Source organism: Chromobacterium sp. Ag138, assembly GCF_055181315.1.
The window spans coordinates 3247913-3265889 of sequence record NZ_JBUPWA010000001.1 but is presented as its reverse complement, the minus strand read 5'-3'; the positions used below and the strand labels follow the sequence as shown (position 1 = coordinate 3265889).

16 protein-coding genes are annotated in these 17977 nt (G+C 62.3%); 11 read left to right on the top strand and 5 right to left on the bottom strand.

What is annotated here, in order from left to right; genetic code table 11:
- From ACY3GB_RS15220 to ACY3GB_RS15200, 5 genes are all read left to right on the top strand, one after another.
- Nucleotides 1-514, top strand: a 514-nt coding sequence (locus ACY3GB_RS15220; protein ID WP_463089489.1) for a HipA domain-containing protein, incomplete at its 5' end; no start/stop codon positions are given.
- A gap of 328 nt (nt 515-842) precedes the next feature.
- The gene (locus ACY3GB_RS15215; RefSeq protein WP_463089488.1) at nt 843-3470 is read left to right on the top strand and encodes a type VI secretion system Vgr family protein; all 2628 of its coding nucleotides are present in this window, start codon (nt 843-845) and stop codon (nt 3468-3470) included.
- Between the two features lie 12 nt (nt 3471-3482).
- On the top strand, nt 3483-5576 hold the full coding sequence (locus tag ACY3GB_RS15210; RefSeq protein WP_463089487.1) for a peptidoglycan DD-metalloendopeptidase family protein: 2094 nt from the start codon (nt 3483-3485) through the stop codon (nt 5574-5576).
- On the top strand, nt 5573-6160 hold the full coding sequence (locus tag ACY3GB_RS15205; protein ID WP_463089486.1) for a hypothetical protein: 588 nt from the start codon (nt 5573-5575) through the stop codon (nt 6158-6160). The genes ACY3GB_RS15210 and ACY3GB_RS15205 overlap by 4 nt, the downstream gene beginning before the upstream one ends.
- Before the next feature lie 368 nt (nt 6161-6528).
- Nucleotides 6529-7062, top strand: a complete 534-nt coding sequence (locus tag ACY3GB_RS15200; protein ID WP_463089485.1) for a hypothetical protein — start codon at nt 6529-6531, stop codon at nt 7060-7062.
- A 148-nt stretch (nt 7063-7210) separates the two neighbouring features.
- Here ACY3GB_RS15200 and ACY3GB_RS15195 read toward each other — a convergent pair whose 3' ends face one another.
- Nucleotides 7211-8077, bottom strand: a complete 867-nt coding sequence (locus ACY3GB_RS15195; protein ID WP_463089484.1) for an MBL fold metallo-hydrolase — start codon at nt 8075-8077, stop codon at nt 7211-7213.
- 140 nt (nt 8078-8217) lie between these two features.
- Between ACY3GB_RS15195 and ACY3GB_RS15190 the strand changes: the two genes are divergently transcribed.
- Entirely contained in the window at nt 8218-9129 is a 912-nt protein-coding gene (locus tag ACY3GB_RS15190; RefSeq protein ID WP_463089483.1) for a LysR family transcriptional regulator, read from the top strand.
- Nucleotides 9126-9635, top strand: coding sequence for a hypothetical protein (locus ACY3GB_RS15185; protein WP_463089482.1), 510 nt, complete (start codon nt 9126-9128; stop codon nt 9633-9635). Before ACY3GB_RS15190 ends, ACY3GB_RS15185 begins: the two co-directional genes overlap by 4 nt.
- Nucleotides 9636-9709: 74 nt before the next feature.
- Here ACY3GB_RS15185 and ACY3GB_RS15180 read toward each other — a convergent pair whose 3' ends face one another.
- Both ACY3GB_RS15180 and ACY3GB_RS15175 read right to left on the bottom strand, forming a co-directional pair.
- Nucleotides 9710-11692, bottom strand: coding sequence for a methyl-accepting chemotaxis protein (locus ACY3GB_RS15180; protein ID WP_463089481.1), 1983 nt, complete (start codon nt 11690-11692; stop codon nt 9710-9712).
- A gap of 211 nt (nt 11693-11903) precedes the next feature.
- Nucleotides 11904-12602, bottom strand: a complete 699-nt coding sequence (locus ACY3GB_RS15175) for an NUDIX hydrolase (protein WP_463089480.1) — start codon at nt 12600-12602, stop codon at nt 11904-11906.
- A 171-nt stretch (nt 12603-12773) separates the two neighbouring features.
- Here ACY3GB_RS15175 and ACY3GB_RS15170 point away from each other — a divergent pair, with 171 nt between their 5' ends.
- The 4 genes from ACY3GB_RS15170 to ACY3GB_RS15155 all read left to right on the top strand — a co-directional run bounded on the left by ACY3GB_RS15170 (nt 12774) and on the right by ACY3GB_RS15155 (nt 16339).
- The gene (locus ACY3GB_RS15170; protein WP_463089479.1) at nt 12774-13586 is read left to right on the top strand and encodes a ribose-phosphate pyrophosphokinase-like domain-containing protein; all 813 of its coding nucleotides are present in this window, start codon (nt 12774-12776) and stop codon (nt 13584-13586) included.
- A gap of 77 nt (nt 13587-13663) precedes the next feature.
- Nucleotides 13664-15352, top strand: a complete 1689-nt coding sequence (locus tag ACY3GB_RS15165) for a nicotinate phosphoribosyltransferase (protein WP_463089478.1) — start codon at nt 13664-13666, stop codon at nt 15350-15352.
- Nucleotides 15353-15434: 82 nt separating this feature from the next.
- Nucleotides 15435-15899: an antitoxin Xre/MbcA/ParS toxin-binding domain-containing protein gene (locus ACY3GB_RS15160; RefSeq protein WP_463089477.1), complete on the top strand. Its 465-nt coding sequence runs from the start codon at nt 15435-15437 to the stop codon at nt 15897-15899.
- Nucleotides 15896-16339, top strand: coding sequence for an RES family NAD+ phosphorylase (locus ACY3GB_RS15155; RefSeq protein ID WP_463089476.1), 444 nt, complete (start codon nt 15896-15898; stop codon nt 16337-16339). Before ACY3GB_RS15160 ends, ACY3GB_RS15155 begins: the two co-directional genes overlap by 4 nt.
- Before the next feature lie 9 nt (nt 16340-16348).
- Here the strand turns inward: ACY3GB_RS15155 and ACY3GB_RS15150 are convergent, their stop codons facing one another.
- Both ACY3GB_RS15150 and ACY3GB_RS15145 read right to left on the bottom strand, forming a co-directional pair.
- Nucleotides 16349-16714: a hypothetical protein gene (locus ACY3GB_RS15150; protein WP_463089475.1), complete on the bottom strand. Its 366-nt coding sequence runs from the start codon at nt 16712-16714 to the stop codon at nt 16349-16351.
- Nucleotides 16715-16831: 117 nt separating this feature from the next.
- Nucleotides 16832-17926, bottom strand: a complete 1095-nt coding sequence (locus ACY3GB_RS15145) for a pyridoxal phosphate-dependent aminotransferase (RefSeq protein ID WP_463089474.1) — start codon at nt 17924-17926, stop codon at nt 16832-16834.
- Nucleotides 17927-17977 lie beyond the last annotated feature (51 nt).

Here is a 17977-nt window from a genome sequence, read left to right as displayed (position 1 = left end):
CGGCGGCCGCCGCGGCATGGTCAGCCTGCATACGCTGGACGCGGAGTTTGCCGGACTGGGCGCAGGCACGTGGCCGCAGATCACGGCGCAGCTACTGAGGGAACGATCGCCACGCAGCCAGCGCCCCATCATCACGCCGCAAGCCGATGAAACGGCAGGCCGGCTGTTCGCCTTTGGCACGCTCATCGGCAACACCGACATGCATGCGGGCAATCTGGCCTTTTATCACGACGGCGCGCTGCCGCTTTCGCTGGCCCCGGTTTACGACATGCTGCCCATGGGCTTTGCCCCCAAATCCGGCGGCGAAATGCGCGATGCGCTACAACCATTCCGCCTCCCCACGCTGCCGCGCGCCACGGTCTGGCACCAGATGCTGCCGCTCGCCCGCGCTTATTGGCAGGAGGTGATGGATCACCCGCTGGCCAGCCCCGCGCTGACATCCATTGGCGCGAATCAGCAAAGCTGGTTGGATACCGCAGCGGAACAGATCAGGCGGGCAGGTGGCGCGGGCTAATCTCTGTGGAAACATCCCCACGCCGCGGAAATCGCGCAGGACATCACCCGCTAGCCTCCTCCGACTCACCTTGCACCACAGGCTACTGCTTGGTTACTGCTGGATAGCCGACGCCAGCCCCTGAAGGCTTGCCTTCCGGTATATGCGGTTCGTCCCATCTCAACATGCGCTTTCGCCTCGCCGGTCAAACTCCCAGTTCTTTAGTGCAAGTCCGTTGATTTCCTGCCATAGCTCGCTTGTGACAGCCTTCACAAGATCAATAGAATCCTAATCTTCTTCCTGCTCAATGACATACCTTCGCCCGAAGGTATCTTCGTCTGGAATGCCGATGGATCTGAATGCATTGTTGTCCAGCTTTGCTTCCGCCTTTGGTCAAGATCGCCGGATGCTGACGCTGGAGCTTGGCACCGGCCAGATAGCCGCCGAGCAGTTGCTGCCACTCAACCTGGACGGCGAGGAAGGCATCTCTCGCGCCTACCGTTACACGCTCGCCTGCCTGTCGCCGGACGGCAATATCGAGCTCAAGACCTTGCTGGGCCAACCGGCCCGGATTGGCATTGCCGATGTGGACGGAGACGAAACCATCCGCTGCGGCGTGGTCAGCCAAGCCAGGCTGGCGGGATCGGATGGCGGTTTCGCCAAATACGAGCTGATCATCGAGCCGCCCTTCGCGTTGCTGCGCCATCGTCGCACCTCGCGCGTGTTTCAGGACTTGTCGGTCCCGGACATCGTCAAACAGATCCTGTCCGAGCATCAGGCAGCCAATCCCGCCTTCGCCCGGGCGCAGACGCTGGACATCCAGGTCAAGCCCGCCCCGCCGCGCAGCTATACGCTGCAGTATCGCGAGAGCGATTTCGATTTCATCGTTCGGCTGCTGCATGAGGAAGGCTACGCCTGGCGATTCGTGCATCTGGATGAAGTGACCGAGCGAGGTAGCGAAGCGTCGCGAGGAAATAGCCCGCAGGTGGAACTGGCCATCTTTGACGATGCCCACAGCCTGCCGGCGTCCAAGCTGGAGCGGGTGCGCTTCCACCGCAGCAATGCGACGGAAGAGAAAGATGGCCTCACCGGCTGGGAGGCCGCGCGCCAGATCGTGCCGGGCGGCACGGCGCTGGCCAGCTACGACTACAAGCCGGTCTACACCCAGCAAAACCGCGAAGACAGCCACATCGACCAAGGCCAAACCGGCCAAGCGCTGCAAAGCAGCCTGACGCAATACGACGCGCCGGGTTTGTACTATGCCGGCGATGAGGAGCAACTGGGCCATTACGCCGAGCTGCGGCAGCAAGCCAACGATCTGCAGGCCAAATCGTTCAGCGGCAGCGGATCGGTGCGCGGGCTGCTGCCGGGCGAGTGGTTTCGCCTGGATGATCATCCCGCCCATGACGGCGACGCGGCGGAGAAGCGCGAATTTGTCGTCACCGGCCAAAGCTTCCAGGTGCGCAACAACCTGCCGACCGATCTGCAGTCCATCCTGCCGACGGGCGACAAAGCCGACGCCCCGTTCGCCACCCAGATCCAGGCCCAGCGCCGCGGCATCCCGCTGACCCCGGCCTATGCCGGCACCGCCTCGGCCAAGCTCACCAGCCTGGGCGTGCAGACCGCCACCGTGGTCGGCCCCGCCGGCGAGGAAGCCCACACCGACGCCCAGGGCCGCATCAAGGTGCAGTTCCACTGGCAGCGGCCGGATGAACACCCGACCATCGGCGCCGGCCTCGACGACAAATCCTCCTGCTGGCTGCGCGTCGCCATGCCGTCGGCCGGCGCCGGCTGGGGCCACCAGTTCATCCCGCGCCTCGGCCAGGAAGTGCTGGTCGACTTCATCGAAGGCGACATCGATCGGCCGGTGATCACCGGCGTGCTGTACAACGGCAGCCACCCGACGCCCGACTTCAGCGGCGCCGGCAGCCTGCCCGCCAACAAGACCCTGTCCGGCATCAAGAGCAAAGAACACCAGGGCGGCGGCTACAACGAGCTGCTGTTCGACGACACCCCCGGCGAAGTGCGCGCCAAGCTATCCAGCGAACCGGGCAAGACCCAGCTCAACCAGGGCTACCTCGCCCACCCGCGCAGCAACGGCAAGGCCCAGCCGCGCGGCGACGGCTTCGAACTGCGCACCGACCACCACGGCGCCATCCGCGCCGCCCACGGCCTGCTGCTCACCACCGAGGCGCAGAACGGCGCCGGCGGCAAGCAACTGGCGCGCGAGCATGCGCAGAGCCAGCTGCAATCCGCAGTGGCACTCAGCCAGGCGCTAGCCGAAACCGCCACCGGCCAGCTGGCCGACACCATGGAGACCGGCCCCGACGAAATCGGCCCGGACAACGCCAAGGCCGGCAAGAAACCCGACGGCCACCTGCAACACCACGCCGACGCGCTGAAGGCCTGGGAAGCGGGATCGAATACCGACAAGGACGGCAAAACCGCCAAGGATCAAGCCGGCCAGCAGCCGCTGCTGATCCTGTCCGGCCCGGCCGGCATCGCCTCCCTGACCGAACAAAGCCAAACCGTCACCGCCGGAACCAACCTGAACCTCATCGCCCAGCGCGACGCCAACCACACCACCGGCCGGCGCTGGCTGCACAACGTGGGCCAGCATATCAGCCTGTTCGTGGCGGGGGTGAGGGACAAAGTGGCGCTGAAGCTGATCGCCGCCAAGGGCAAGGTGCAGGTGCAGGCGCAAAGCGACACGATGGAGCTGACGGCGGATCAGGATGTGACGATTACCTCATGCAAGGAAAGGGTTGTCGTCAATGCCAAGCAAGAAATCCTGGTCACCGCTGGCGGCGGCTATATCCGCATCGCCGGTGGCAATATCGAGGTGCATTGCCCCGGCACCGTCAGCGTCAAGGGCGCCAGCCACGATCTGAGCGGACCGGCCAGCATGAATCCTCCGCTGCCAACGCTCCCCAAAGGCAAGTACACCCCTCCCAATACCCATCCGTTCTCGGAATAAGCGGATACCAGCATGATTATCAGCCCTCCCATTCTCAAAACGCCCCAGGGCAACGCCAGCGATGAGCAATGGCTTGCCAGCCTGATGCCATTCTCCTCACGTGGAGGCTTTCCCATCGCCAGCCGCATGGCTTGGCATGGCGGCCAGCACATCGAACATACGGACACCGGCGCGCACGGCGAACCGGTGCGCGCCATCGCCGACGGCGTGGTTGTATACAAGCGGACGCCCTCGCCCGATGCCGACAAAAAGCCGCTGGCTTATCAGGGCGAGACCGATAACGGCTGCGTGGTGATCAAGCACAACACGGAAATAGGCGAGGGGCCGGATGGCCAGATCGAGTACTACTCCATCTACATGCATCTGAAGGAAGTCTTCATCAAAAACAAGCAGCCGGTAAACCGGAAGGACAGCTTGGGCAGCGTAGGCAGCTGCAATGGCAAGAACGCCATTCATCTGGAAATCATTTGCGACGACGCCAACCTGAAAAAGATCGTCGGCAGAAGCTCGGGCAAGCTGGACATCAGCACGGATGGCCGGGACAAGATCATCTACGGCGACATGCATTTCTACCTGCCGCCCGGCACACCGTTCTACGCATCGATTGCCTCGCTGCAAACGCCCACCGGCAGCGGGGCGCCTGCGCATACTTCTGCGGTGCCTTTGTTTGTGACGATGAGATTCGAGCGCGGAAAGTGTTTGCTGACCACTCGCCAGGAAGACCCACAACAAGAAGGCTTATACGTCGAGTTAGACCAGCCGCTGGCCAATAGCGATGATAAATACGAATACAACCTCTACAGCAAAGCGGCAGCCCTAGGCGACGCCTTCCATATCGCGCCGAGCGCCGCTTATGAACTGCTCCGCTTTGGCCGGGTTATCAATACTGAAAATGAAACCCCCATCGCGGCGGGAGCCGTTCCACACTGGCACAAAGTCAACTACCCAGGCGGGCAAGGTTGGGTCGATCTGAATGCGGCGGAGATCAAGAAGTTCAGCGATGCCGACTTTCCTCACTGGTCAGGCTGGAGCTTGATTGACGACGATCCAACGCCAGAAAGCCAGTGCAACTCCCCAGCGCTTGAAAAGTGGATTGTAGGTAACTCAGGAAAGAAATTGACTGCCGATGCCCTATCAGCAGCGCTCGGAGATGAAAAGATACAATCTCGGTTTTCACGTGCGATCTGCAAGTTTCCAACAGAATGGGAAAAAGGACAGATTGATACGCGATATGATTGGTTGAAGAAAAAAAGCGACGTTTTGGATGAACCCATGACGGAGGAGCTGTATGCTGATTTCAAAGCATACGTGGAAGCTTTGTCTTTCTGGGAGGAGGCTGGGCTGGAAATAAATAGTAACCACTGGCATTTTTATCCAAGCATGTTCATTTCACATTTCAGAAAGTGCAATTGGATAGATAAAAATGAAATGCAGAAAATATACCCAAGTGACATTCAAAGAAAAGATAAGGGGAAAGTCCAAACTGCAAAAAATGGATTGAGCGACACAATTCGAGAGAAGTATAGGAAAGAGATATGCATCGCAATGAGGAAATATTCTATTAACAAAACAGGTTTAAGAATGACCAATTTCTTCGCTCAAGGAGCTGAGGAGTCGCGAACCCTAACATGGATGAATGAGTCACGTACTGAAAAATCATGTAATGATCTTTATGGCGGCAAGCTCGGAAATGATTTGCCGGGTGATGGATATAAATACAGAGGCCGTGGTATAAAACAACTTACGGGAAAGGCCAATTATGCAGGCTACTGGGTCTATCGAGGCAAAATCAAAAGAAGCTCATTCGAGCCTGCCTGGTGGTCGAAGAAGAACCCCCGCAGACCAGACATTGCCGATCCAGACTACTTACTTACCAATAAGCATGCGACAATAGATGCAGGTGCCTGGTATTGGGAGGCCGGCCCCAGGCGAGGGGAACCAAGAAAGAATAGTACAATCAACAAAATAATAGATGAATTTCAGGGTGATATTAATTCTATAGCAGAGGTCATTTGCGTAGAAATAAATGGTGGATCAAATGGAGTTGAAAATAGGAAATTTCATACCATCCGAATTTCTAAAATATTAATGGATTTTCCAACATGAAAAACTCTTATTTTATATTTTTCTCGCTTTTTCTGATTCAAATCTATTCCACTGCGTTCGCAGGCACAGGCACAGGCACAGGCACATCAAGCTTTGATGAGCAGATTAAAAAAGCAAATACGTCCTTATATCGAGATATAAAGATTAGCAAAACCGACAAAGAAGCTACTTTTGAATTGCTCTTGAAAATAAAACAGGATGGATACAATGCAGACTCGATCAGAGTTTGCTTAACAGATCAAGAATGCCAAGAAGATGGATGGGAGCTGATAAGTGAAAACGGTCAAGATTATTTTAATACTCCAAACTACTCTGAAGCTAGGAACTTTAACCATCACGGAAATAATATTTCCTCGGCATTTAACTTATGCCAAATAAGTAATAGCATGGGAGAAGTGTCAATGGCTGGTCAGTGTCTAACTATAGTTGGAGAAAAATCAAATAAAAAATTTATTTATAGTTCCTACTTGGGCAGGGCATCAAAATGCAGGCCCGATAGTAAATGCTGGAAAAAATATGTAGAAAAAAGGCTACTTTTCATATCGAAATTCCTAGAGGTATCTAAAGAGGAATTTTTCCAATAAACAAGGCAAAACTCAGAAAAGCAAACAAGACCAATAGATATCACCTATAAAAAAGGTTGATTATAAATTGGATTAGCCCGACCTTTATTGAATTCTAATACCCCCATCCTCACACGCCGTAACTATTTATCAACAGAACACACTTGCCATACATATACAAACCCTGATTTCAAAAATGACTCATGCTAGAGGTAAGCAGCCAGATGGGCAAGAAAGATGCTTCGTTAATAATTAAAAATATTATTAACGAAGAATACAACACTCTAAATATTAATTACTTTCTCAAACATAACCATCTATAAGATAGATTTAGCGTCTATGCGACCATCCAATAGCAATAACCACCCTTAACAATCACGAGGTTTTTCATGGCAGCTAGGCACAGCACAATTCTTGTCTTATTATTTTACATGCCTAATATCGCTATCGCAGCAGACCAGATTCGCTACTGCAATAACATGTTCAGTTTCATTTCAATAAAAATTTTAGACAATGACTTTATTAAATCACAGTCAGCTCAGCCAAACTGTAAGAATGAACTAAAAATAAAACTAAAAAATGGAAAGAAGATTGTAAAGCTTAGTTTCCCAAGTGAAAGCTATCAGCTTGATAGTACGCAACCAACCATGGCAGCACTTAATGATATAAAAGGAAAAAGTACAAACACTATTTATCAGAGCTACTTAGTGAGAAATTCAACCGGTGACGTAAGGATAGATACTTTCATTAATCAAAACAAAAAAGGAGGTGTTGATTTAATAGAAAAAGATTTTTATTTTTCAAAAAAAGATACCTATTCTGTATATACAGTTTACAAAACAAGGCCAGATGACCTAGACGGCATGACAATGCTGAATGCCTTAGAGCAGTTTTTCTTATCATTAAAAGTTGACTGGAATTAAAAACATAACCGGAAATCTAATTTATCTCATCTTATATAGATCTACACCAATACAAGTAGCAATCCCCACAAGTAGTCCTGTCGACCTACCAACCTTAATACTGCGGACATCAATGCTCATGGAGCATTTCGGATAAGCCATACCCTACTCACAGAAACCGCCACCCATAACCATCCCCCTCCCGGCTCACCACACCAGCCGATGACGCGCCAAAGTGGGCGGTAAACACGGTGGCTTTGTGCTCGCAGGCGTACTCCAGCAGCCAACGGCGGGAAACGCGCGCGCCGTCTTGCTCCCGGCAGAAGGCTGAGTTCCATTCCGGGTGGTAGACCTGCACCGGCGAATGCATCGCGTCGCCGGTAAAGATGGCGGTTTCGCCAGCGGAATGCAGCGTGATGGACATGTGTCCGGCGCAATGCCCGGGCGTGGGATGGAAATGGAAGGCCTCTGCATAATCGTCCCCTCCCGCATGGATGCCAATCCCCTGGCCGCTGACCAGCACCGGAGCCACGCTGTCGTCAAACACCATGCGGCGCTTGTCGGCCTCCGGCGTGGCGAAGAAGTCCAGTTCACCCTGCGGCATCGCGTAACGGGCATTGGAGAAAGTAGGCCCCCAGCGGCCGTCCACCAGCCTTGTATTCCAGCCGACATGGTCGGCATGCAGATGGGTCAGCAACACGTGGTCCACGTCTTCCGGCTGGATATTCAGCATCGCCAGACGCTCCAGAAACGGCGTGCGCAGCCGGTGGAACAGCGCATTGAACGGCCGTTCCTTGTCGTTGCCCAGGCCAGTGTCGATCAGAAACACCTTGCCGCCCAGCTCCACCACCCAGGTATGCACGCTGAGGATGAGGTGTTCGCCGCTGTCGTCGAACAGCGCGCGCAGTTGCGGCTGCTCGGCCAGCACGCCATCGCGCCAGTCCGCGTACAGGTAGGCCGGGGTGATGCCGGTGAGCAGGGTGTCCGTCACGCGCGTAACACGCGCATTGCCGATGCGGTAGGTTTGGGCGTTCATCGTGGCTCTCTTGATCGTCAATGCGCCGCCTGGGCGGCGCCATGTAGCGTTCTACTATCCCGGAAAGTACTCATGCTTTCCAATGCCGATTTATGAATTTGTGATAAATTTCAAGCATCGCTGGCATTGGAAAGATGATCATGGAGCTGCGGCATCTGCGTTATTTCGCGGCGGTGGCCGAGCACGCCAGCATGCGCGCCGCGTCCGAGCGGCTGCACATCACCCAGCCGGCCATCACCCGTCAGATCCAGGACTTGGAGGAAGAGCTGGGCTTCGCGCTGTTCACGCGCTCGCCGCGCGGGCTGCGGCTGACGCCGGCGGGCGACAGCTATCTGCGCGACATCCGCCGGATGCTGGCCGCGCTCGATGCTGCCGGCGCGAGCGCGCGCCGGGTAGCCGACGGCGCGGCTGGCCAGCTGCGGCTGGGCTATGTGGAAAACACCGGTTGGGATGGCGTGGTGCCGCAGGCTCTGCAACGTTTTCAGGCGGAAACGCCGGACGTGAGCCTGTCGCTGTCCACGCTGAACAGCCCGGAACAGTTCGCCGCCATCGATCAGGATGCGCTCGACGGCGGCTTCGTCTACCAGTTGGGCCCGCTGCCAGACGGCTTCAACGCGCTGCCGCTGCTGACGCAGGACGTGGTGCTGGCGCTGCCCCGCGCCTGGCGGATTGCGCACGATGAGGCGCAGCCTTTCGATCTGCGCGCGCTGGCCGGACGGCCTTTCGTCTCCTTCCCCCGCGCGGTCTACCCCGAATACCACGACCGCCTGTTCAGCGCCTGCCAGCAGGCCGGCATCCGGCTGGACGTGGTGCAGGAACAGCCCACCGAGGCGGCGATGCTGTCGCTGGTCTGCGCCGGCGTCGGCGCGGCCATCGTCAATGCCGCCAATCTGGCGCGCCCGCCGGCGCAGGCGCGGTTTTACCGGCTGCAGAATCTGTCGGTGCCGCTGCCGCTATGCTTCGTCTGGAAACAGGAGGCAGGCAACCCGGCGCTGGCGCGATTCATCGCTAGCTTGCGGCAAACCATCACGGAACCGCGGTCCCCGCCATGAAGAAAACCACGGCCCGCAATCCATCGCAGCCACGCTTTAGCCAATCTCCACGCCAGAAGAAAACCAAACCCATGCGTAAACGTGCCCTGTTTCATGCGCTGCTCGCCGCCGGCCTGCTGACACTCGCCGGCCCATGCCTGGCCGCCAAAGACATCGTCCAAGCCTCCGACTTTCTGGACTACCTCTATCCAGGCGCCGCAGATGCGCCGCTGACCTACCATGACCTCATCATGGCTGACGGCTACCATCTCTATTTCACATTCCATGGCGACCAGCCGGCATCCCGGTACCAAGCATGGCCGCTAGAGCGGCTGCGCCGCGAACTGCTGCCGGAGCTGGACCGCTACGCCTGCGCCGATACGCTCGAATCCCGCCCCGGCGACGACATGCGCTGGCCGGAATACCGCCGCAAGGGCGGCAGCCTGGTGGTGCATGTGGAAAGCCTGCAAGACGTGGATTACTCGGTAGAGATGATCGCTCCGGGCCGGGCGGACCTATGCCGCTAGCCGCCAGGCGCCCATAAACAAACAGGCGAGACGGTATCCCGCCTCGCCTGCGATCGCGCATCGCTGCCCGCGGCTTACAGCTTGAACTGCCCGATCAGGCTTTCCAGCTCCTCGCCCAGCCGCGCCAGCGCCACCGTGGCCTGTTGCGCCTGGTGGATGGAGTCGTCGGTCTGCAGCAGCATGCCGTGGATGTTTTCGATGTGGCGGGCGATTTCCTGGCTGGCGCTGGATTGCTCGGCGGTGGAGACGGCGATGTCGCCCACCGCGCGCACCACCTGCTGCGCCTGGCCGCTGATCTGCTGGATCGATTGCGACGATTCGCCGGCCAGCCTCACGCCTTGCTCCACCTGCTCCAGCGCGCCGTTCATGCTATCGGACGCGTGGGTGGTGTCTTTCTGCATGGTCTGGATCACGTCGGAGATTTCCAGCGTGGCCTTGGCGGTGCGTTCGGCCAGTTTGCGCACTTCATCCGCCACCACCGCGAAGCCCCGGCCCTGCTCGCCGGCGCGGGCGGCCTCGATCGCTGCGTTCAAGGCCAAGAGATTGGTCTGGTCGGCGATGTCGCGGATCACCGACACGATGCCGGAAATGCGGTCCGACCGTTGCTGCATGCCGCCCAGCACCTCGGCCAGCTGGCGCACGGTGCCGGCGATGCGGCCGATCTCGGCCGCGGTGGCGTCCACATTGGCGGCCGCCTGATTGGAGAGGGTGTCCGCCTCGCGGGCGCGCTGCTCGGCCACCCGCGCCGATTCGGCGATATGGGTGACGCTGACCGACAGCTGCTCGACGCTGGCGGCGGTGGCGTTGGCCGCCTGCGACTGGCGGGCGGAGCTGTCGCGGATCTGGTCCACGTCGCCGGACAGCTGGCGCACCGAGCCCAGCATGTCGCCGGCGTGGCGGCGCACGTCCAGCATCATCTTGCGCAGCGAGCCGGTGAAGGTGTTGAACGCGCCGGCGGCCTGGCCGATCTCGTCGCGGCTGGCGATGGACAGCTCGCGGGTGAGATCGCCGCTGCCGGAGGCCAGCTCGGTCATCGCGCCCTGCAGCCGGCCCAGCGGGCGCAGCAGCTGGTTCAGCGTGGCACCCAACAGCAACAGGATCAGCGCCAGGATGCCCAGGCTGATGAAGGCGGACTGCCAGCTGGCCGCGCGCACCGGGGCGAAGGCCTCGTTCTCGGGAATGGAGATGCGCACCGCCCACGGCGTACCGGCCTCGCCGACCACGATGGGCATGATGAAGTGGCGGAAGCCGTCGTCGCTGCGATATTCGGCCGGACGGCCGTCCTTGATCGCCGCCTTGGCCTCGGCCGGCAGATCGGGCGCCGGCTTGCCGTTCAGGCCGGGCTGGCGGCCGGCCAGCTGCACGCCGCCGTTGGAGTACAGGCTCATGAAGCCGGCGTCGTAGGGACGCACCTTGGCCGCCATTTCCTGCAGGTGGCCCAGCGCGATGTCGCAGCCGGCCACGCCCAGCACCTTGCCGCCGATGTTCAGCGGGAAGGAGAGGGTGCCCATCAGGATTTTCACGTCGGGATCGACATAGGGCTCGGTCAGCATCGGCTTGCCGGTCTTGCGCGGCTCGGTGTAGTAGGCGCTCTCGTCGACGCCGTCGCTGCCCCACACCACGTCCACCTTGCCCGCCTTGCGGAACCAGTACACGCCGTAGCGGCCGGTATGGTCGTTTTCCGGCTTGCCGGCCAGCTCGGCGTCGCGGCCGTCGAAGGCGTTGGGCTCCCAGTCCACCCAGTAGCCGACCGCGTCCGGGTTGTTGGGCAGCTGGCGCTTCACCACCTCGGACAGCAGCGAGCGGCCGTTGGACGGCAGCGCCGCCTTCACGCCGGCCGCGGCTTCGGCCATCGCCTGCGCGGAGTCATAGGTCTTGCCCAGCATGCGCTGCACGCGGCCGGCCTCGCTGTCCGCCAGCAGGCGCGCATGCTCCAGCACCGCGCTTTCCGCGTTGCGGTAGCTGTTATAGATGTTGGCCCCCGCCAGCACGGTAAAGCCGATCAGGATCAACAGGCCGGAGCCGGCCAGTATCTTGCCCTTGATGGTTGCAATCATGGTTCACCTCTTGCCGGATGGACCGCCCGCCCGATGGCGGTCCGTCCGATTGTCTGCATATTCATCACGGAATGAGAATCGCTTGTCGCCCCAGGCGCCCGCTTCCCCAGCCCAGAAGGTAACGCAGGAAACGTTCTAGCACAAAGGAATGATTACCGATGCCGCGCAAGGGGGGCGATGATACGCCGCGCGCCGCCGGCTGGCCACCCGGCTACCAGCTGGCGCGCTTGAACAGGCTGAGCCGGTTGACGCGGAACAGCCGCGCCGGCCGCTGGCTGCCGCCCTGGAACTGGTCGGTGGCGATCAGGATGTCGGCCTGGTCGGCCGCCTCGCCGGGGCTCATGTCTCCCACCTTGATGCCCAGCCGGGAACGGAAGGTGCCGCGCGACACCGTCTCGCCGAAGATCTGCTCATAGGTCCGCTGCAGCTGGGTCAGCGTGAACTGCTCCGGCAGCAGCCAGCACGGCAGCGTGGAGTAGCTGGCCTTGTTGCGCACCCGCTCCGCCGCCGCGCGGATCTGCTCGGCGTGGTCGAAGGCCAGCTCCGGCAATTGGTCGACATCGTAGAAATGGAACACCTCGCCGCCGGCCTGGCGCAGCTCCTCGTGCGGCATCAGCGCCACGTGGGAGATGGCCGCCGACCAGCCGCGCGGATCGCGCGCCGCGCCGGCGAAGGTGCCCAGCTGCTCCAGGTAGCGCGGCTCGACGCCGGTCTTTTCGCGCAGCACGCGGCGCGCGGTGTCCTCGGCGGTGGCGTCCTCCTGCGGATGCACATAGCCGCCCGGCAGGGCCAGGCAGCCCTGGAACGGCGGACGGTCGCGCCGGTGCAGCGCCGCCTGCAGCTTGCCCTGGCGCAGGGTGAGCAACACGACATCCACGCTGACGATGAGAGCGGGGCGATTAGGGTGCATGAGGTATCCGTTTTATCGATTCTTTCCGATATTTTCGCCTTCTTAGTTGCAAAATTCAACTAAGCATGAATATACTGCGTGCAAGATAGTTGGAAAAAACAACTAAGACTGCCAACCGAAGTCCATCCGACATGGCTTGTCCCCGGCAGCGCACAACAAAGGACCGCATCGATGATCACCGCCAGCTACCTCAGCCACAACGGCCAGCAACGCGCGCTGCGCCTGGATTTCTTCACCTTCCCCGGCGGCGAAGTGCACGCCACGGCGGAAACCGGCGCCCCGGCAGCAGAGCTCTGCATCCGCGCCGACCTGCGCGACGCCGGCGAGACGATGGCGCTGCTGATGGCCACCGACGCGCTGCGCCGCGCGTATCCCGGCGTGCCGCTGGAGCTATGCCTGCCCTACGTGCCCTACGCCCGCCAGGACCGGGTGGCCAACCCGGGCGAGGCCTTGTCGGCCAAGGTGTTCTGCGGCCTGATCAACCAGCAGGGCTACCGCCGAGTGCGGATCCAGGACCCGCACAGCGACGTGGTGACCGCGCTGCTGGACCGGGTGGAGGTGGAAGACCCGCTGCCGGCGCTGCGCCGCGCGCTGGAGGCGATCGGCCCCGCCACGCTGGTGGCGCCGGACGCCGGCGCCCGCAAACGGGTGCTGAAACTGGCCCAGCAGCTGGGCTGCGGCGCCGTCTGCGCAGACAAGGTGCGCGACACCGTCACCGGCAAGATCAGCGGCATCGAGCTGCACGGCGCGCTGCCGGCCGGCCCGCTGCTGGTGGTGGACGACATCTGCGACGGTGGCGGCACCTTCGTCGGCCTGGCCGAAGCCATCGCCGCCCGCCAGGCGGCGGAAGGCCAGCCCGCGCCACTGTACCTGTACGTGACCCACGGCATCTTCAGCCGCGGCCTGGACCGGCTGCTGGAGCGCTTCGACGCCGTGTTCGCCCGCAATGACTGGAGCGGCGACGCCCGCTGCCGCCTCGTCTGAACGCGCCGGCAAGGCCCAGATCCCGCGGCGCGCCTCGGCTCAGCCGCCCAAGCCCAAACACAGATCGAAGGAGATGCATGATGACCGCCCCGAAAGCCGCCCAACACAAGAACCAGCTGGCCCCGTTCAACCTGGCCGACTTCTACAAGACCGGCCACCCGGCGATGTACCCGCGCGAAACCACCAGGCTGGTGGCCAACTTCACGCCGCGCTCGGCCAAGTACGCGCCGGTGCTGCCGCAGCTGTTCGACGACAAGGTGGTGTGGTTCGGCCTGCAGGGCTTCATCCAGGAATACCTGATCGATCTGTTCAACCGCGAATTCTTCCAGCGCCCGAAAGCGGACGCGGTGCGCCGCTACCAGCGCCGGATGGACACCGCGCTCGGCGCCGGCGTGGTGGACGGCGGCCGGCTGGAAGCGCTGCACGACCTGGGCTACCTGCCGCTGGAAATCCGCTCGCTGCCGGAAGGCGCGCGGGTGGACATCAAGGTGCCGCCGGTCACTTTCTCCAATACCCATCCGGACTTCCCCTGGGTGGCCACTTACTTTGAAACGCTGTTCAGCTGCGAGAGTTGGAAACCGTCCACTGTGGCCACCATCGCCTTCGAATTCCGCAAGTTGCTGACTTACTTCGCCGCCCTCACCGGCGCGCCGCAGGACTTCGTCGCCTGGCAGGGCCACGATTTCTCGATGCGCGGCATGAGCGGCGTCCACGACGCGATGCGCTGCGGCGCCGGCCACCTGCTGTCGTTCACCGGCACCGACACCATCCCGGCGCTGGACTACCTGGAAAACCACTACGGCGCCGACGCCGAGCGAGAACTGGTCGGCGGCTCCATCCCGGCGTCCGAGCACAGCGTGATGGCCTTGCGCATCCTGCTGACCCAGCAGCGGCTGGCGCGGATGCCCGCGCACCAGGGCCTGGACGACAAGGCGCTGCGCCGGCTGGCCGAACGCGAGGTGGTGCGCGAATTCGTCAGCCGCGACTACCCGGCGGGCATGGTGTCCATCGTGTCCGACACCTTCGACTTCTGGAACGTCGTCACCGTGATCGCCCGCGAGTTGAAGGAAGACATCCTGGCCCGCCGCCCGGACGCGCTGGGCAACGCCAAGGTGGTGTTCCGCCCGGACTCCGGCGACCCGGTGAAGATCCTCACCGGCTATCGCGACGACGAGCTGCTGTTCGACGCCGCCGGCAATTGCACCGCGCGCGACGATGGCCGCCCGGTCAGCGCAGCCGAGCGCAAGGGGGCGGTGGAGTGCCTGTGGGACATTTTCGGCGGCAGCGTCACCGAGCGCGGCTACCGCGCGCTGGACAGCCACGTCGGCCTGATCTACGGCGACTCCATCACCCTGCCGCGCGCCCGCGACATCCTGCTGCGGCTGGCCGACAAGGGCTTTGCCTCCTGCAATGTGGTGTTCGGCATCGGCAGCTTCGTTTACGGCATGAATTCGCGCGACACCTTCGGCTACGCGCTGAAGGCGATCTACGCCGAGGTGGGCGGCGAGGCCGTCGACATCTACAAGGACCCGGCCACCGACGACGGCACCAAGAAATCGGCGCGCGGCCTGCTGCGGGTGGAAGAGGAGAACGGCCGCTACGTTCTGCACCAGCAGCAGACGCCGGCCGAGGCCGAGGGCGGCGCGCTGCGGCCGGTGTTCCGCGACGGCGAGCTGCTGGCCAGGCAAACGCTGGCCGAGATCCGCCAGCGGCTGCAGGCGTCGTGGAGCTGCCCGCAACCGGGCAGCCTGGACTGGAACGCATAGCAACACCGCCCGCCGCCCGGCGGGCTTGCCACTTTCAGGCAAAATGCCAATACTGACAAGGCAAATGCCGATGGAGGCCATCATGTCCCAAGCCCTGTTCAAACCCGATGCCGGCCCGCTGCCGGAGCAGCCGCGGGCGCCGACGCTGCATTTCGCCCGCCTGTCGCGCATCATCGGCCAGAAAGTGCGCTCCGACCTGGAAGTGGCGCGCTATGTCGCCAACGGCGCCGACACCGGCCTGATCGACCATCTGGCCGGCGAAGGACTCACCCGCAAGGAGCTGGAGTTCGTGATTCCGGCGCGCACGCTGTCCCACCGCATCAAAAAGCATGAAAAGCTGAGCCGAGACGAGTCCGAACGGGGAGTGCGGGTGGCCAGCCTGCTGGTGCTGGCGCAACAGGTGCTGGGGGAGGAGGCCACCGGCTGGCTGCGGCAGCCGCTGCGCCGCTTCGACGACGCCAGCCCGCTGGCAATGGCGCAGACCGAGCAGGGCGCGCGGCTGGTGGAAAACCTGCTGCTCCAGATCGACGAGGGCTACGTCGCGTGATCGCCTGGCGGATCAGCAATTACGCCGATCTGAACGGCCTGGGCGGGCTGCGCGCCGACGGCCGCTGGCACCACGCCGGCCGGCCCGTCGTCTACCTGGCCGACCACGCCGCCAGCGCGATGCTGGAAATGCTGGTGCACAGCGAGCTGCGCCGCCTGCCGTCCAGCTTCCAGCTGTTGAAGGTGGAGTTGCCGGACGACGGCATGCTGGACCTGGACCCGGCCGCGCTGCCCGACAACTGGCGCGCCCGCCAGGAAGACACCCGCCGCCTGGGCGACGCCTGGCTGGCGCAGGCGCCCAGCGCGCTGCTGCGGGTGCCGAGCGCGCTGGCGGCGGATGGCTGGAACCTGCTGCTCAACCCGCTGCACCCCGCTGCCGGCCGCTGCCGGATTCTCGAAGCCATCGCCGCGCCGCTGGACGCGCGGCTGCGCCAGTCCTGAGCGGCCGGCTCAGCGGATCTCGATGTCCGCCAGGTGGTAAGTGCCGGTGCGGCTCTCCTGGCAGAACACCCTGGCCTGCACGGTGACGGTCCGCCCCCGGTAGCGCGCCATCCCCTCCTGGTTCAAGGCCAGCCGTTCCATCGTCTGTTCGCCGCACGCCGCGCCATCGTCCAGCCGCAGCGGACGACGCAGCCTCAGATAATGCGCGCGGAACAGCGTGCCTTCGGCCTTGCTGCCGCTGGAAATCGGCCCGGTCACGGTGCCGCGCAGCGTGAGTCGGGTGTCGCCGTCAGCGCGCACCGGCATGGCGGCGGCGGCATGGCAGTTGGCCAGCAGGCACAGGCTGGCGATCAGGCGGGTGCGATGATGTGTCATGGTTCTCTTGGCGGAACGTGGAGGCGGCTCGCCGGGCCGCAAAAAAACAAGCGATGGGTTTTGCCACCCCACCGCTTATGTCATCGGCGTTTCCGCCTGTCAATGTAACTATGCCCGTCAGCGGCCGGCCAAGCCCTCCAGCACCTTGCTGGACAAGGCCTGCGGCTGGGCGGTAACGCGCAGCAGGTGGCGCAGCGCCGGGTGCGGCGGCCGATGCACGGCGATGCCCTCGGCCAGCAGCTGGCGCTGGATGGCCTCGGACTGCGCGGCGTTGGGATAGACGACGCTGACGAAATTGGTATGCGAGGGCAACACGGTCAGGTCGCGCTCGCGCAGCGCGTCGGCCAGCTTGTCGCGCAGCAAGACCGTGGCCTGCACCAGCTGGCAGGCGTAATCCGGCGCGTCCAGCACCGTCGCCGCCGCGTGCTGGGCGATGCCCGACAGCGCGTACTGCGGCCGGATCTGGTCGGCTTTGGCGATGATGTCGGCCGGCGCCAGCGCGAAACCGACGCGCAGGCCGGCCAGCGCGTAGGCCTTGGACAGCGTGCGCAGCCGCAGCGTGTTCGGCAGCACGCCGGAGGGCGGAGCGTCCTCCGGCAGGGTACAGAAATCGATATAGGCCTCGTCCAGGATCAGCAGCGTCTGCGACGGCAGCTGCTGGCGCAGCGCCTGGATGTCGGCCGCCGACCAGTAATGGCCGGTGGGATTGTCGGGATTGGCCAGGTAGACCGCCACCGCGCGCTCGGCCTGCGCCACCTCGCACAGGCGGGCGAGATCGGGCCGCAGGCCCACGCCCTGCGCCTGATACGGCACTTCCAGGATGCGGGCACCGACGCCCTCGGCGAAGTAGCGGAAGGCCGGATAGGTGCCGGCGCTGCATACCACCGCGTCGCCGGCGTTGCAGCGCAACCGCAGCGCCAGCAGGATCAGGCTGTCGGCGCCGCAATCGAACAGCACCTGGCTGCTTTCCAGCCCCAGCCGCTGCGCCACCCGCTCGCGCAGCGCCAGCGCGTACGGGTCCGGGTACAGCCGGGCCAGCTCGGCCAGCGCCTCGCCCCACGGCTCCAGCAGCGGCGAGGCCGGCTTCACCATGCTCTCGTTGGCGCCCAGCCGGCTGACCACCTTGCGGCCCAGCGCCGCCTCCAGCTTGGCGATGCCGGGAAACGGGTTGACGATGGTATGGTGTTCCAGATGACGCGCGTAGTGGGGCATGGCGGCTCCTATTCCCGGGAAACGACGGCCCATTCTAGGCCAAGCCCCGTT

Coding starts and splice junctions, on each gene's coding strand:
- ACY3GB_RS15205 (WP_463089486.1), top strand. CDS start 5,573: ATGAAAAACTCTTATTTTATATTTTTCTCGCTTTTTCTGATTCAAATC.
- ACY3GB_RS15190 (WP_463089483.1), top strand. CDS start 8,218: ATGGAGCTGCGGCATCTGCGTTATTTCGCGGCGGTGGCCGAGCACGCC.
- ACY3GB_RS15200 (WP_463089485.1), top strand. CDS start 6,529: ATGGCAGCTAGGCACAGCACAATTCTTGTCTTATTATTTTACATGCCT.
- ACY3GB_RS15185 (WP_463089482.1), top strand. CDS start 9,126: ATGAAGAAAACCACGGCCCGCAATCCATCGCAGCCACGCTTTAGCCAA.
- ACY3GB_RS15215 (WP_463089488.1), top strand. CDS start 843: ATGGATCTGAATGCATTGTTGTCCAGCTTTGCTTCCGCCTTTGGTCAA.
- ACY3GB_RS15195 (WP_463089484.1), bottom strand. CDS start 8,077: ATGAACGCCCAAACCTACCGCATCGGCAATGCGCGTGTTACGCGCGTG.
- ACY3GB_RS15210 (WP_463089487.1), top strand. CDS start 3,483: ATGATTATCAGCCCTCCCATTCTCAAAACGCCCCAGGGCAACGCCAGC.
- ACY3GB_RS15180 (WP_463089481.1), bottom strand. CDS start 11,692: ATGATTGCAACCATCAAGGGCAAGATACTGGCCGGCTCCGGCCTGTTG.
- ACY3GB_RS15160 (WP_463089477.1), top strand. CDS start 15,435: ATGTCCCAAGCCCTGTTCAAACCCGATGCCGGCCCGCTGCCGGAGCAG.
- ACY3GB_RS15170 (WP_463089479.1), top strand. CDS start 12,774: ATGATCACCGCCAGCTACCTCAGCCACAACGGCCAGCAACGCGCGCTG.
- ACY3GB_RS15145 (WP_463089474.1), bottom strand. CDS start 17,926: ATGCCCCACTACGCGCGTCATCTGGAACACCATACCATCGTCAACCCG.
- ACY3GB_RS15175 (WP_463089480.1), bottom strand. CDS start 12,602: ATGCACCCTAATCGCCCCGCTCTCATCGTCAGCGTGGATGTCGTGTTG.
- ACY3GB_RS15150 (WP_463089475.1), bottom strand. CDS start 16,714: ATGACACATCATCGCACCCGCCTGATCGCCAGCCTGTGCCTGCTGGCC.
- ACY3GB_RS15165 (WP_463089478.1), top strand. CDS start 13,664: ATGATGACCGCCCCGAAAGCCGCCCAACACAAGAACCAGCTGGCCCCG.